12 protein-coding genes are annotated in these 15,988 nt (G+C 45.5%); 2 read left to right on the top strand and 10 right to left on the bottom strand.

From position 1 onward, the window contains the following. Positions 1–47: 47 nt before the first annotated feature. Complete coding sequence (locus DRW41_RS18025) at positions 48–1,244, bottom strand: MFS transporter (protein WP_245959487.1); 1,197 nt, start codon at positions 1,242–1,244, stop codon at positions 48–50. Positions 1,245–1,590: 346 nt separating this feature from the next. On the opposite strand from DRW41_RS18025, the gene DRW41_RS18020 reads away from it, so the two are divergent. Further along, positions 1,591–2,019, top strand: coding sequence for a MarR family winged helix-turn-helix transcriptional regulator (locus DRW41_RS18020; protein WP_115453414.1), 429 nt, complete (start codon positions 1,591–1,593; stop codon positions 2,017–2,019). A 263-nt stretch (positions 2,020–2,282) separates the two neighbouring features. Here the strand turns inward: DRW41_RS18020 and DRW41_RS18015 are convergent, their stop codons facing one another. Further along, a complete protein-coding gene (locus DRW41_RS18015; RefSeq protein WP_181884632.1) occupies positions 2,283–5,546 on the bottom strand; it encodes a trifunctional glycoside hydrolase family 18/polysaccharide deacetylase/glycosyltransferase family 2 protein in 3,264 nt (1,087 codons plus the stop codon). A gap of 668 nt (positions 5,547–6,214) precedes the next feature. Between DRW41_RS18015 and DRW41_RS18010 the strand changes: the two genes are divergently transcribed. After that, on the top strand, positions 6,215–7,186 hold the full coding sequence (locus DRW41_RS18010) for an LCP family glycopolymer transferase (protein WP_115453412.1): 972 nt from the start codon (positions 6,215–6,217) through the stop codon (positions 7,184–7,186). Between the two features lie 246 nt (positions 7,187–7,432). On the opposite strand, the gene DRW41_RS18005 is transcribed toward DRW41_RS18010, so the two are convergent. Genes DRW41_RS18005 through DRW41_RS17970 form a run of 8 tightly spaced genes read right to left on the bottom strand, consistent with a single transcriptional unit; the run spans position 7,433 to position 15,979 of the window. Then, positions 7,433–8,611, bottom strand: coding sequence for a DegT/DnrJ/EryC1/StrS family aminotransferase (locus tag DRW41_RS18005; RefSeq protein ID WP_115453411.1), 1,179 nt, complete (start codon positions 8,609–8,611; stop codon positions 7,433–7,435). A 6-nt stretch (positions 8,612–8,617) separates the two neighbouring features. Beyond that, positions 8,618–9,253 (bottom strand): acetyltransferase, encoded by a 636-nt coding sequence (locus DRW41_RS18000; RefSeq protein WP_181884634.1) that lies wholly within the window; start codon positions 9,251–9,253, stop codon positions 8,618–8,620. Next, entirely contained in the window at positions 9,253–9,861 is a 609-nt protein-coding gene (locus DRW41_RS17995; protein WP_115453409.1) for a sugar transferase, read from the bottom strand. The genes DRW41_RS18000 and DRW41_RS17995 overlap by 1 nt, the downstream gene beginning before the upstream one ends. After that, complete coding sequence (locus DRW41_RS17990) at positions 9,845–11,101, bottom strand: glycosyltransferase family 4 protein (protein WP_115453408.1); 1,257 nt, start codon at positions 11,099–11,101, stop codon at positions 9,845–9,847. Before DRW41_RS17990 ends, DRW41_RS17995 begins: the two co-directional genes overlap by 17 nt. Before the next feature lie 30 nt (positions 11,102–11,131). Beyond that, on the bottom strand, positions 11,132–12,301 hold the full coding sequence (locus tag DRW41_RS17985; protein WP_115453407.1) for a DegT/DnrJ/EryC1/StrS family aminotransferase: 1,170 nt from the start codon (positions 12,299–12,301) through the stop codon (positions 11,132–11,134). Beyond that, positions 12,273–13,424, bottom strand: coding sequence for a glycosyltransferase family 4 protein (locus tag DRW41_RS17980; RefSeq protein WP_115453406.1), 1,152 nt, complete (start codon positions 13,422–13,424; stop codon positions 12,273–12,275). Before DRW41_RS17980 ends, DRW41_RS17985 begins: the two co-directional genes overlap by 29 nt. Continuing rightward, positions 13,421–14,722, bottom strand: a complete 1,302-nt coding sequence (locus DRW41_RS17975; protein ID WP_115453405.1) for an oligosaccharide repeat unit polymerase — start codon at positions 14,720–14,722, stop codon at positions 13,421–13,423. The genes DRW41_RS17980 and DRW41_RS17975 overlap by 4 nt, the downstream gene beginning before the upstream one ends. A 15-nt stretch (positions 14,723–14,737) precedes the next feature. After that, positions 14,738–15,979: a lipopolysaccharide biosynthesis protein gene (locus DRW41_RS17970; RefSeq protein WP_181884631.1), complete on the bottom strand. Its 1,242-nt coding sequence runs from the start codon at positions 15,977–15,979 to the stop codon at positions 14,738–14,740. Positions 15,980–15,988: the final 9 nt, after the last annotated feature.

Genomic DNA, 15,988 nt, shown 5'->3' with positions numbered 1-15,988 from the left:
ACCCACTTTTTTAAAAAATGGCCTGCTTCCGCAGACCCTTGCCCACATCAGTGGCCGGCATAGGCATCATCGACGTGTTTCACATGCGCATGGTTCAGCGCAATAAACACTACCGACAGCATCACAAACGCCGCGCCAACGAAGAACGGCACACTTGGATTGAACCACTCCGCAAGTTTTCCGGCAAAGAAAGGAGCGATCGCCCCGCCAATAAAGCGAAGGAAGCTGTATGCCGCAGACGCAGTGGCGCGTTCAACCGGCGCTGAATTCATGACAGCCGTTGTAATGAGCGTATTGTTGTTGCCAAGAAGCGCGCCCGCTATAATGACGCACACGATAGTCACCCATTGGGTGGAAGTCCAAATCCCCATCGCAGCGAGGACAAGCGCAAAGAGCGTCAGCATCGCGCACATCGCCTTGACCGTGCCGAACCATTTTTGCAAATATGGCGCGGTAAACACGGAGGTTACCGCAAGCAGCAGGCCCCAGCCAAGGAATACGTAGCCTATGCCATGCTCGTCTAGCCCCATCACAAACGGTGCAAATGCAAGAAGCGTAAAGAACCCAAAGTTGTACAAAGCCGCCCCAATCCCGAAAACGAGCAGCGAACGGTGTTTAAGCGCGAGGAAAGGGTCCTTGATTGACGACTTCACCCTCGGTGCGCCCTGCTGTTTCTTCGCGCCAGGCATTAAAACGATAAGTCCAATGAACGCAATGACCATAAGGGCCGCCACGCCAAAGAACGGGCCCCTCCAGGACATGCTTCCGAGCCATCCGCCAAGCAGTGGGCCGACGGAAATGCCAAGCCCTATCGCAGCTTCATAAAGGATGATCGCTTTGGCGGTGCCCCCTTTTGACAGTGAAACAATCGCCGCAAGCGCGGTCGCGACAAATAATGCATTGCCAAGCCCCCACCCGCCGCGAAGGCCGACGAGCGCCCATATATTATTCGAAAGGCCTCCAAGTCCGGAAAACACCGCGATGATCACGATTCCGGAAAGAAGGGTCCATTTAATCCCAAGTCTTGACGAAATCATACCGGTTACAAGCATCGCCAAAGCCATAACCGCATTATAGCTTGTAAAAAGAAGCGATACCTGGCTTGGCGTCGCTTGAAGCTGATGGCCGATCGCCACAAGGATCGGATCCACAAGCCCAAGGCCCATGAACGCGATGATACAAGCAAAAAAGACTGCCCAAACAGCTTTCGGCTGGCTCAATAGGCCGCGGTTTGCTTTCGGCATCGGTGCATCCACAGATTCCGCTGCCGGCTCCCCTTCTGCCACCTCTACCGTTTCTATTGTATGCTCAGTTTCAGCCGCCACCCATTCTTTAAATGTAGACATTCAATTTCCCCCTCTATCTATTTTTAAATAATAGTTGTATAACGAAACCATATTATTGTATTATACAACTATATTCCGGTATGTCAATACCTTAACTTGCGAACAGTGCTGCAAAAATACGAACAGTGCCTGTCACCACCCGAAAAATCTTGTTTCACAGATTTGTTTCACGGGAAGGTAAATATTAAAAATGAAACCGGTATGGTACGATATTGGGAGGAAAAAGTAAAGGTGAGGAAAAACGATGAAGGATATGAATATAAAAATTATCGATTTGGAGCTAGCCCGTTTGATTCGCCGCGTTACATCGGCAAGCAGAAAAATCGGCCATCTTGATCGCTCCGCCTATCTCATTCTTAATCGGATTCTTTCTGAAGGCCCAGCCGGGGTGAAGGTGCTCGCTGAAGAAGCACATCTCGATATCTCCACGCTAAGCAGACAGACCGCGTCACTTGAGCAAAAAGGCTACGTTGAAAGAATTCCCGATCCAGTTGACCGCCGGGCCTACACCCTTCAGATCACAGAACTGGGCAAAAAAGAATTTTACGAACACCAAAAGCTGCGCTTTGCCGCCCTCGATGAAAATCTGGAGGCTTGGGCCGATGACGAAATAGAAGTATTCGCCAAGCTGCTCACAAAATACAACCACCCGTTTACAAAAAAAGAATCGTAATTTCTAAAGACCTGTTCGCCAATTAGTCCTTGGAAGGTCCTTTTGATCAATTCAGAATCAAACCACAAGGCATCCGTCTTTTCCAAGGTTCTTTTGACTGATTCAACAACAATCCCAATGCAATAGGTCTTTACAACGGCATCAAGACCGTTTCACTTAATTCCTCAAGCGAAACGGTCTTGATTTTTTGTTGGTTATGGGGCTATGGCTCATATGAGTAAGCTTACGTGTTTAAAGGGATTGCGCCCGTTTGATGTCTATTCTCACCCAATAATGCCTCGATCCGGAGCCAAATCCCCGTTCCGCTTTAATTTTCCCCAGCCAACCCGGGTTCCCCTAAGCGCAACCATCAACGATTTCCATGTAACCCACAGCAGAAGGTAGCGATAAACAATTCTTTGAAGAATCATGCTTAGTAACGGTTTCGGACTTAATTTCTCGAGCCTAAAGGCAATAATGCTCACAATCAAGTCGATTAAGAAATATGTCCCAAAAATAAGAAGGGACGTCCCTACTTCGCCAGTTGCGAGTTTCCAGATAAACAACACGTCAATAACTGGGGCAAAGAATGGAACGATAAACTGGAAAAGCAGCATATTCGGCATTGCCAGGAATCCGAGTGATTTATGTTCCCTACCCGCAAAAGCTTTTTTATGCTTCCAGAAGCATTGCAATGTCCCGAAGGTCCACCTGAAACGCTGCTTGAGGAAATCACGGATGGTTTTAGGCGCCTCGGTATAGGCCAGCGCGTTTTCTTCAATTGTGACTTTATAGCCATTGCGGAGGATTTTTAAGGTCATATCCGTATCTTCAGCAAGTGTATCATCAGAAAAAAAGCCGAGTTTTTCAACTACCTGTTTTCTCCAGGCACCAATGGCTCCTGGCACAACCGTGAGACAATTTTGCGTGGCAAAAGCACGCTTTTCGAGATTAAAACCTGTGACATACTCAATGTGCTGCCAGGTGGTTAGCAAATTCCGCCTGTTGCCGACCCGAACATTTCCTGATACCGCCGCTATCTGTCCATCCTCAAAGTGGCGCACCAGGGAGGAAATTGCTTCAGTTGAGACACTTGTATCAGCATCCACGACAATCAGGATATCCCCCTTCGCCTTCTTCGCTCCTTCATTGAGAGCCGATGCTTTTCCACCATTACTTTTATGCACTAAATGAACATTTTGTTTTTCGGAGAAATTCTCCTTTACTGTAAGGGATGTCTTATCCTTTGAGCCATCATCGACTACGATAATTTCAAGATTTGGATAGTCGCTTTTCAAAATGGACTCAATCGTCTTCCTAATCACTCTTTCTTCATTAAAAGCGGGAATGACGACGCTCACTAAAGGAGAGATAGATTCTCCCTTGCGGACCGGCCGTACTTTCCTTTTATGTTTTATAGCCAAAAATCCGAGGATCAACAGCCGAAGAGCGAGAACAAGCATTATACCGATTAGCAACACAACTGTTATTGTTTTAAAATGAGCTGCCCCCCAAAGGATGAGTTTTGAGCTATGGACAATCGGTTTTTCCACCTCCGCAACACCGGGCATGACCTTGTTCTGATTTTGGCCCATCAACTCACTGACAGTTGTAAAAGTATATCCTTTGCCCTTCAATTGTTCAATGATGATCGGAAGGGCTTCGACGGTTCCCTGCCTATCCCCGCCACCGTCATGAAGCAAAATGATGTCACCGCCGGACGCCTGCTTCAGGACATTCTCGACAATCGCGTCCCGGTCACGAAGCTCCCAGTCCCTTGAATCAACATCATAGTTTACAGTAATATAGCCCATTTCTGTCACTTTCTTCATCTGCTCAAAATGATCAGGAAAATATTTAGCTTCTTCATCTCCCAACGGAGAACGATAGAACTTGCTTGTATGGCCGGTAATCCCCTGGATCACTCGCTGGGTACTGTTCAATTCGAATTTTAACTTTTCATCGGATAAATCCTTCGTGTTTGGATGTGTGAACGTATGGCTTCCAATCTCATGGCCATCCTTTACCATCCGTTTCACGATGTCCTGATGGATTGCCGCATTTTTGCCAATCAAAAAGAACGTAGCGGGGATTCCTTGATCCTTCAGGATTTCCAGGATTTTTTCCGTATATTCAGGAGTAGGGCCATCATCAAACGTCAACACGATTTCCTTTCCATCCGTTTTGCTTAAACGTTCAAACTCGTATGCCTTTGGATTGGAAATATACGATTCATTCGTGATGAAGCCTGCTTCATTGAATGAAAAGCTGCGCTTGCCTTCCTCCCTGCTCTCCGACGCCCTGTAAATATTCCCTTCTCCCTTGCTATAAATATTCCCGCCATTTTTGATTGTTTGCATTTCCTCAAGTTTATTCCCTCTAAGGATATCCCACACTGAAGGATCCTCCGCCCCAAGCCTCCAAAGGGCGATTCCTTTTGCGCCGGCCTTTTCGGAAAGTTTCAGCTGATTGTAAAAAGTCGCGCTGTCAAGAAACCATATTTCATGGACGCTGCCGTTCTTGGTATATTTCACATATGGGTTTTGGCTTATATCATCCCACTGGATGTTCAAGCCGACTTTTCCGGCGAGCCTCGTAATATCATCGAAGGAAACTGCTTCGCCAGGCTCCTGGCTTTCCCACTTCCAGTCATAGCCGTAATTGCCCAGGGCTACGATAAGCTTGTCCTTAGGCAATTTTACTAGAACGTTTTGAAACCATGATGTGGATGCAATTGGGCCTGGCGAGTCGACATTCTCATCGTAAGCCATCACAATTAGCTGGTCCACATGGTTTTCCAGCTGCTGATAATCATACGCTGGATTCGCGGCAGGAACATCCATCGAAACCGAAAGCCCGTCCGCATGGAATTCCGCGTACAGTTCCTTCATAAACTCTGTCAATTGATCACGGGTTTTCCTGTCCAGATTCTCAAAGTCTATGTTGATTCCGTCAAAGCCATTTTTGGTTATAAGGCGATGCAGATTTTTTATCAACTTTGCCCGTTCCGCTGGCGAATTCAACAAGGTAGTAACCGTTTCCCGGTTCCATTTGCCATCCTGTATGTTATGTAACAAAGGGGTAATCTTCATCCCCTTTTCGGTGGCAAGCTTCACGATGTCCGGATCGATATCGCTCTCCACCTTAAGATCTTCATTCAGGCTAAGCCATTGCGGGACCAACACATCAATTTCATCACTATGATTCTTTAGTGATTGTTCACTGTTGCTGTCCCAATTTACATAAAAGGCGTAAACATCCTTGTTATACGTCACTTTTTTTTGATAAAAACTGACATCTTCTTTGGCTGAACCAGGATTTGTGGCCGTCATCGTTCCCGATGGCTCAATAACCTTAAATTCATCTGCTACATTCATTTTCAGCTCTGGCATTACTGGATTGAAATAAAGACCAAGGCCCGAAAAAAAGATTGCAAGACCGAGCAGGGCTGCAAAGGAAGCGCAGAAAAATACCATTACATTCCAGCGTTTACTTGATTCACTTTCAAAAATGAAATCGTTGTCGCCACTTTCACCCTTAAAATCCATGTTGCGATTTTTATCCTTTTTGAATCGAAATCTTTTCTTCATTTATTTACCTGCCTCAAGTCATTTTTCCCCACTCTTTGGGGACCCACTGATGGAAGATACTATCATGGGGTTTTTGGATTTAATAATTTTCCCATTCTGCTCTTCAAAAAAGGAAGATTTGCGGCATGCGAATCAACAAAGGTTACCCAAAATTCAACGGATTTGCTTGATAGTTCACTTATCCAATAGCCATATCAACCGTACCACTGGCCTTTAATCCTTTGATATATGCTGATTTATTCATTTTTAAAAACCACCGTTATACGCCTCAGCAAAAGGACCTAAAAACGAGCAACGTTTTTCGATTGAAATCACACTCCTGGTACTTAGGTCGCGCAGTCTTTGAAATCCCTTATTCCGTAAGCATTCCATTACCTAAAAACACCATTTCCTCGTTCCAAAGGCCACTTTTTCAAAAAGAATCATTCTTTCGTAACATTTAGTTAACAAGCAATTAATATAGCGGAAAAGTTTTTAACGATAAAAAGGACCTCTCTCCCAGGGATATTTCCCTAGTGACGTTGGTTTTTCTGGATTTTACGGGTTTAACTAGTCATTTCGTCGAATAACGTTAAGTTGGTTCCGATGATACAATGAACCTAGAGTGCATCAAAGGAAGTGGAAGAATGGAAAAAGAAAACAAATCGCAAAAATCGAACAAACGAAAAAAGGGTTTTTGGATTACAATCACAATCATCCTGCTTCTATTCGCTGGGGCAGCCGTGTATGGTTATTCTGTCTATCAATCAATCGCGACAACGTTAAAAAATACACATGAACCATTGGATAGGACGAAAAACGTTAACCGGGAAATTGATTTGGCAAAAGGCGATCCCATCTCGGTCCTATTATTCGGCGTCGACCAACGTGAAGGAGACCGTGGACGCCCCGATTCCCTTATGCTGCTAACGATTAACCCCGATGAGGAATCGATTAAAATGTTGAGCATTCCGCGTGATACATATGCTCCAATAATCGGAAAAGGCATCGAGGATAAGATCAATCATGCCTATACATACGGCGGAGTGGATATGAGTATTAAAACAATTGAAGAATTCCTCGATATCCCGATCGATTACTTCATCGCGGTTAACACAAATGGTTTCCAGGAACTTGTCGATGCTGTAGGCGGCGTTACAGTGAATAACACACTTGACTTTTCATACGGTAAATTTCACTTTCCTGTTGGCAAATTGCATTTGAATGGAGAGGAAGCCCTCAAATTCACACAAATGCGCCATCTCGATCCAAAAAGCGATTTCGGACGCCAGGAACGGCAGCAAAAAGTCATGCAGGCAATTATTAAGGAAGCTGCAAACGTAAAAACACTAGCAAACTACCGCAGCATTTTAGAGGTTATTGGAAATAACCTGAAAACGAATTTAACATTCAATGAAATGAAGAATATCCAAGCAAACTATTCCAAGGCGAGAAAAGATCTTGAACGTATCCAGATAAGCGGGAACGATATGAAAAAAAACGGGACCTATTATTACAATGTTCCTGACGAAGAACGGGAAAAGCTCTCACTGATGCTTAATGAACATTTGGGAAATAAGCAGCAGAGCATGAAAAGCGCAAAAGCCAGTTCTAATTGAATCGCGCGGGTAAACCGAAAACCTGAATTGTAAAAATGGCCTTGCCCTGGACTCTATGGTGCAAGGCTTTTTCTTTGCCGCAGAACAGAGTCCTTACACCATAAAGGCAAGAAAAAGATTTAAGGCTCCCGGCCACATTGACTGTTATCAAAAATCACTCCAAAGTGTTAGCCTTCACCCAAAAATCATCGCGAACAGGCCTTTTAGAGGTAGAGGTTTAGTCCGGAATTACAAGAGGAGGCCAATCTAGGCCTCCTTATATTTAAATGGAACAGCAAAACTTTTTTTTACGTTCTCTATGACCTGTTCCTGTTCATCCAATGTCATATTCGAGCCAGAAGGCAGGCAAACACCGTTCTTAAATAAAGCCGATGCCACACATTTCCCTGGCATATGCGGGTAATACTCGACACCTTCGAAAACAGGCTGCAAATGGAGCGGTTTCCAAACTGGACGAGCTTCAATATTTTCTTCTGCAAGACTATTGATAAGACTCATCGGTGAAACGCCAGTCACGCCTTGGTCAATTGTAAATGTCGTCAGCCAGCGATTTGACCGGGTCAATTCCAGCTCAGGCATAAAATTGATTCCGGGGATGCCGCCGAGTGCTTCAGCATACCTGTCAAAAACCGCCCTTCTTGCTTCAACGCGCGAATCAAGGACCTCGAGCTGGGCACGTCCGACCCCGGCGAGGATATTGCTCATCCGATAGTTAAACCCTACCGTGCTATGCTGGTAGTGGGGAGCGGGGTCACGCGCCTGGGTAGCCAAAAACCTGGCTTTTTCCAAGGCCGCTATATCATCGGAAATAAGCATGCCCCCACCTGACGTAGTGATGATTTTATTTCCATTAAACGAATAGATGCCAAATTTCCCAAAGCTGCCGCTCTTTCTTCCTTTATATTCGGATCCAAGCGATTCAGCGGCATCTTCAATGAACGGCACTTCGTATTCATTGCAGATTGCCGAAATTTCATCAATCTTGGCGCTTTGCCCATAAAGGTTGACGACGATGACTGCTTTTGGAAGTTTATTTGCTTTGGCGGCTTCTTTAAAAGCCCGCTTCAATGCCAGTGGGGACATATTCCATGTATCGGGCTCCGAGTCAATGAAAACAGGCTCTGCACCCTGATACAGGATCGGGTTTGCGCTGGCCATAAAGGTCAGTGACGAACAAAATACCCGGTCACCCCTGCCAATCTCCAAAAGTTCCAGTGCCAGGTGGATTGCCGCAGTTCCCGAACTGACCGCCGCAGCTCCATTCACGCCCGCATATGCGGCAATATCCTCTTCGAATGCATTGACATTTGGACCCAACGGCGCAATCCAGTTCGTTTCAAAGGCCTCCCGGATATAGGTTTGCTCCCGGCCGCTCATGTGAGGGGAAGATAGATAAATCCTTTTTTGTTTTTGTTTAACGATCATTCAGATTCACACCCTTACTTTCGTGATTGGTTTTGCCGGTGTTCCTGCTACGGTTTCAAAGTTGTTCACAGCGTTGATGACAGTTGCCCCGGCACCTACCATGCACCACTCACCAATCTGGATGCCGGGAATCACAGTTGCCCCGACGCCAATCTGCGTCCCTTCCCCAACTCCAACCCCGCCTGTTAAAGCAGCATTCGGGCTTACATGGGTAAAATCTCCCAAAATTGTGTCGTGTTCAATCACGGAACCTGTATTTAAAATGGCATGATTGCCAACTTTAGCAGCTGCGTTCACAATGCAATTGGGCATGATGACCGTCCCGTTGCCAATGCTTGCTGACATGCTGACCACCGCCGTTGGATGCGCCAGGACAGCATAACGGTCAAGGGGCAATGAAAGTTCCCGGGAAATCTTTTTCCGGGCTTCATTACCACCGATTGCAAGGACAAACTTCATGCTCTTGTCACTTAGGGAAAGTTCCTTCGCCAGGGAAATCGGGCCATACACCACCCCATTTTTTTCTTCCACATACTTGAACTTGTCGTCAAGGCGTGCCGCAATTGTATATTCATCCAACGAGAGAGCAATATCTTCAACCACTTTGCTGTGGCCGCCCTGGCCAATTATGCATAGTTTTATCATTGTTTTACCCCCGTTTCCGATGACCCCGTGAATTTTTCTACGGTAGCAATGCCCTTCTGGCTAATCCCTTCCGATTTAACGACCTTGTAAAACGTCATGAATAAAATTTTCATATCCAGCCAAAAGGATTGGTTGTCCACATACCAGACATCAAGGGCGAACTTTTCCTCCCAGGAAATATTATTTCGTCCGTTCACCTGGGCCCAGCCTGTGATTCCCGGGCGTACTTCATGGCGGCGCGCCTGGTCGTCCGTATAAAGTTCGAGGTATTCCATCAATAATGGACGAGGCCCTACAAGGCTTAAATCGCCCTTCAATACATTCAGCAGCTGCGGCAACTCATCAAGGCTCCATTTTCGCAGCATCTTTCCAAATCCCGTTAGCCGCACATCATCAGGGAGCAGTTCCCCTTCTTCCCCACGCTCATCTGTCATCGTCCGGAACTTATACACATAAAACGGCTTGCCATGCAGGCCCGGACGCTGCTGTTTGAAGAGCACAGGGGAACCAAGCCTTACCCTTACCAGGATAGCTGTCAGCAATATAATCGGCCAAAGGATCCCTAACCCAATGAGTGCGCTTGTAAAATCAACTAATCGCTTCATTTTTTTTCACACCACTTACATCATGTACGATAAACGTTTCCAGGCTGTCAGCGAGCTTCCCCCAGCAATAATTCTGTTCTGCGTACTTTTTAAGTTGGCTTCCTTCCCACTCCAATAGCTTAGGGTCCCGGTAATGCTCCTCAAGCCAGAGCGCCGTTTCCTCTATATCATTGTTCGCATAGATACCTGCTTGTCCGCTTAACGATCCTATTAAATCCGGGTCCGTGATCATGATGATTGGAAGGCCCGCAGCCATATAGTCATACATCTTGTTCATGCTGAATCCCCAATAATAGAGAGGCGAATCCATGATGGAGAGGATTGCCATCCGTGCCTTGCTCAACAAGTATGGGATTTCCGTTTTGGGAATGGCATCGTGAAACGTAATATTGTGAATTCCTTCCTGTTCAGCTCTTTCCATCAGCCTGCTTTTTTCCGGCCCGTTGCCGACAAGGAGCAAATGCAAGTCCGGGTTGTGTTTTAACTTGGCAAACAGTTCAATAATCGGTTCGAGGTGGTTGGCCACGCCGTGGGAGCCGGCATAGACAATGACAAATTTGTTTTTTAATCCGCTGAACAGCCGGTCTATTTCTACTGACTTCTCCAATTGACCGTATTTTGAGAGGTCCACTCCATTCGGCAAGTAGATGACCTTGTTCGGATTTATCCCTCTCGCTTGTATGTAGTACTTTGCTTTATCGAAAAGGACGATGATGCGGTCAGCCTTTTTATATAAAAAGCTTTCAAGCCTGTACAGGGCGAACGCCACAGGATTTCCCGGCGACAGCTTTCCAAAGTCGACAAAGGTTTGTGGCCATAAGTCCCTCTCTTCAAAATAGAATTTGCACCCTGCTTTCCTGGCGATCAAATATCCCACGATTGCCGCCAGTGGGTGGACGCTCGAGCCGACCACAATGTCGGGCTTGCCTCTGCCGCAAGCCGCTCTCCCGGTTTTATGGCTTTTCCACGTGTAGCTAATGATGTTTTTGACTCTTCCCACGATACTTTCATAAGGAGGAGTATGAATCCACACATACTTTACTCCATCAATCATTTCAGATTTGTATTCACTTTTCTCCCCTTGGAAAACCATTTCTTTTTTTGAAAAATGGTTAAATGAGGAGGCAAAGATTGTAACAGTGTATCCTTTATCGGTGAGATGCTTGGCTAAATCGTAGTGCCTCGTTCCACCTACATGAGTTGGAGCGGTTGCATAATGGTTAAATATCCAGATATTCACTCAGGCACCTCATTTCTTCTTTTCCCTCTACTAACCAATCGCTTTAAGTTCCTCATGAACACTCGTTTCTTGCATGTTATCGTTCTGGTAATTTGAATAGAATTCTACGATTTTTTCAATCACATAATCTTGTGCTCCACGCTCCAATTCAGGATACATCGGGAGCGATAAGGCTTCATTTGCGGCTTTTTCTGTTTCAGGCAGGTCGCCTTTCTTGTAGCCAAGATTTTCAAATACAGGCTGGACATGCAATGGCAGCGGATAATAAATCATTGTCGCAATGCCTGCTTCCTTCAAGTAGTTCTGCAGTTCATTTCTATGCGGAACCCTTAGAGTGTATTGGTGGAAAACGTGGTAATTTCCTTCCTTCTCAATCGGAGTCTGGATGACGTCGGCCAATTGTTCATTCAGCTTTTCGGTATAATAGGCAGCCTTTAAACGGCGGGCTTCCGACCAGTTATCAAGATGCGGGAATTTCACATTCAGGATTGCCGCCTGCATTTCATCAAGCCGGCTATTGTAGCCGAGCACATGGTGGTAATATTTCGGCTTGCTTCCATGGACACGGATGACACGCGCTTTCTCGGCAAGGTCCCCATCGCTCGTGATAATCATGCCACCGTCCCCGTATGCTCCGAGGTTTTTTGTCGGGAAAAAGCTGTAGGTAGCGGCAGTCCCAAGTTCGCCAACGTTATGGCCTTTGTATTTCGCTCCAATTGCCTGGGCTGCATCTTCAATTACGGCCAATTGATGCCTGTCGGCTATTTCTTTGATCTTGTCCATATCGGCCATTTGTCCATATAAGTGAACTGGAATGATTGCTTTCGTCTTATCGGTGACTGCCTCTTCAATTTTTGAAGGGTCGATATTAAAGGTTACCGGGTCGATATCTACATAAACCGGGGTTGCTCCCGCCCGGACAATTGCCCCACCTGTCGCAAAGAACGTAAACGCGGTTGTGATGACCTCGTCCCCTTCTTTGATTCCAGCAGCCTGGAGAGCAATATGGATTGCATCACTGCCATTGCCGACTCCGATTCCATAGCCCGCGCCACTGTACCTGGCTACATCCGCCTCAAGTTTCTTAACATTTTCCCCCAAAATAAACCGGGAGGAAGACATGACTTCATCAATCTTCTGAAGGACTTCTTCTCTCATTGATAGATATTGTTCAGATAGATCGAGCATTTGAATTTTCATGGACATATACCTCTTCTGAAAAGTTTTGGTTAATCAGTTGTTCGTAGGCTTCAATAAGCTTCTTGCTTTCCGTTTCCCAGTTATACTCGGATTCCACCGCCCTGCGCCCGTTCTCACCCATCTTCTTAGCTAAAGTGGGATTATCATGAAGGAAGTTAATTGCGGCGCTGATTTCCTTAGGATCTGCCGGGTTGACGCAAACACCGCAGTTATGTTTCTCCACGATTTCTCGCCATAACGGAAAATCGGAGCAAATAACTGGAATGCCCGCGGACATATATTCAAACATTTTGACAGGAAGTGAATATTTAAAAGGTTCATTTTCTTCAAGGACAACAAGGCCCGCCAATGAATTTCCAAGTAAAGCCGCAACGCCCTCCTTATCCAAAAAGCCCAGGTATGCCACTTTGTCATTTTCCATCTTTTCAAACCTGGCTTTGTCCGCTGGATTATGGAAATTGCCAGCCAGGTACAGGCTGCAGGTGGACATGCGGATGGCTTCTTCCATTACATATAAGCCCCTGTCCCCCGCTAAACCGCCTATATAGCAAACATACTTTTCTTCCATGGGCTGGTTGTTTAAAACCGCCTGCTGTTTTCCCAGTTTCGGATAGTTCTTTACATCAATCCTTTGCGGGTTGTATTTTTCAAACTTCCCACTAATATGCGGAGTCGCCGCGCATATGAGATCGAAATTCCTTGAAGCATTCTTCTCCACCAATTGAACCCCGAGCGACATTGGCTTTTTCAGGAATGCCGGGATATAAGGTTTGCGGTAAATCTGCATCGGCAAATCCTCATGGACATCGTAGACCACTTTCTTGCCCTGCTTTTTAAGCTCCCTGCCAACAAAGATCAATTCAGGATCATGAAAATGATACACATCCGCTTCGATCTCGTTTACCTGGGCCAAAATAAAGCGTTTATTTTTAAAAATCCGTTCAAATCGGTTTTTATTGCGTACCCTAAGCGGCCGGAGATGGACTCCATTTATCGTTTTCTCTGGGGCATTCGGCGCGAGTAAATAAACTTCATGCCCAGCACCGGCAAGGGATACACATTGCTTTAGATTGATTCTGATATCGGTGTAGGGATGAACAGATGTCAAATGACAGATTTTCACGATGGTACTCCTTCTGCTTTAGTTTTCTTGAATATTTGTGAAAACAGCCAAATAGCCGTTATCTCAAACAAGATGCCATGCGTCACCAAGCTTGTGGGGAGCGCGGAATTGATAAGGGCCATTGACGGTATGACGATTAATGGCGCCGAAAAGTAAATCGGCACATTCCTTGCGACACTGTCCAGCATTTTCAACACCACTCCGAGCATAATTGAGTAGACGATTATCCCCATAATCCCGAAGTTGGAAAAGGCATCACCCAAATACCCAACATTCGGGTTGAAGTTATCATTGTTAAAAACGACACTTGCAATAACATCTACCGGGCTTGGGCTATTATAGGGATTTTCATATAAAAAAGATAAAAAAGAATGTGACAGTTTCATCGTTTCATGGGTGGAAAAAAAATCGAAATAGACAAAATGCAGCTGAGCGGGAACAAGCAGCAATCGCCTGACAAAAATAGACGCCGCGTTGATATTGTCAAAGACGCTGTAAAGCAGCACCGATAACGAAACGATGAAAAGCACGCCGACCGTCATCATTTCGAGAACAAGGTTCTTTAATCTGACATTTTTCAAGACATAGTACAATCCAATCACGACGACTGGCGCGAACAGGAAGCTTTTTAACCCTGTCATGCCAAAAAGCAGAAGCTGCAGGAACAGGAAAAGGAAAAACAATTGCTTCTTCCTGCCCTCTAGCGCATAAATAAGCATCGACATATTAATGGCGTACGCCTGCCATGTGACAAGATAATTCATCAACCCGGAATTATTTTGCTGGTAAACACTCCTGACTTCATAAACGGCAAGCAGGTTGAAGCTTAGCCGCGAAAGCCCGCCTGTCGCGATTAAATAGCCATAGACATACAGGGTAATCACGGCCAGGAGGAAAAAGACCGGCTTGACACTGTCTTCAATCATGAGGACGCGAAAATCCTTCAATCTTTTGACAATCCAAACGGTGAGCATGAATCCCAACAGAATACTGTACAAATAAATCCTGGCTCCATCCTGCATTGAATAAAAGGTTAATAGCGGGACCAAAAGGTTGAGCAAAATAATGTACAGAATTACTTTGCTCGGCTTCTCCATTCCTTTTGTGTAAATAACAACGCCAGTAATCAGCAGGAATAATAAGACCCATGACTCAAAATATTTAATGTAATTTTCCTTGATTACAAAGCCCGAATAGGAAAAGTTCCCCACTAGAAAGGTCGTGTATGCGTAATCAAGAATCAACTTGTATAGAAATGCTAAAAAGAGAATGAGAATATAATTGTTTTTATTGCCCATGCTGTTTAACTGCTCCTAAATTTGTTTTTTCAGCACCCTGAAGATCATCGCATACAATAGGACATAGCTTGCGACTGAGCATATTCCCAAAAGCTTGATCAGCTCATAAAAGTCATATCCGGATAAGAAGCCGGCCAAAAATGGCAGGACTGTAAGGATGAGCCTTAAAATATCCCAGACAAGCTGCAAGTCCTGCCTGTTTAAGATATTCAATGTCTGTGATAGAGGGCTGACAATAAACTGGGCAAGATACATCAGGGACAAGATCTGGATGATTGTACCCGTTTCCTTCCATGCATGGCCGAATATCAGCCCGAACAGGCTCTCTCCGGCGAAATAAAGAATGCTGATTGGAATCATCCCGACTAATAGCAGCTTAAGGGATGTCTTTATAAACATCTGTTTTAGATCACCTGGAGCGTCGATTTTCGCTGCTGTCCCGTAGAATACATCCGCCACCGCCCGCCCAATGATGGACAGAGGGGAAACAATGACCCTCTGGGCAAGCGCGAACAGTCCAACCTCCGCCTGGCTGTACATCGCACTGAGCAGGATTGGGGCCAACTGAAGGCCGGCACTGTTTATGAATGATGAATAGCTTGAAATAAGCGGGAATTTCCTGTACTTACTTGCTACTTCCCTTATTTCATTTAGGCTGATCACGCTGGAGGATTTGCGGATTTCCATGAACATTTTCAACATCAGCTTAAAGCCGCCAAGAATCCGGCCCATTACATCCCCGGCAACCATACCCAACGATTGAAGGGAATGCAATCCTGCTTGCCCCCCGACCGTAAAAAGTGCTTTGTTGACTTTCAGTATAGCCAAATCCTTGTACTTGCTTTTATGAATCCCGTAATAATTTGTTATTGCTGTAATGCCTTCTCCTAAAAAAGCGAGCGGCAGCAGCCAAAGCAGAAACTCGGCAAATTGTTTCTCAAAGAAAAAGGTACCCAGTATCAAAACCGCCGCCGTGCAAATAATTGTTGTGATGCCCAAAATACCCAGGCACAGCACAACCAGGTTTAAAAACTTCTTTTGGTCCCGTTCAATGGGCAAGGCAAGTTCATATTTCAGGCTTGTAAAAACATTGATCATCGCCACGATGGAGATGAATACAGCCAGCTGGCCAAAGACCTCTGGAGAATACAGCCTGGTTAGAAAAGGGGATGATGCGAAAATCAGCCCCTGTGACAGTACGTTCCCGCCAAGTACGATGAACACCGACCGGTTAAATGATTGTTTTTTAGTTGACAAGCTTGGCAC

This window comes from Neobacillus piezotolerans, from assembly GCF_003362805.1.
GTDB classification, from domain to species: domain Bacteria; phylum Bacillota; class Bacilli; order Bacillales; family Cytobacillaceae; genus Bacillus_D; species Bacillus_D piezotolerans.
This window is presented reverse-complemented; position numbering and strand designations above follow the sequence as displayed.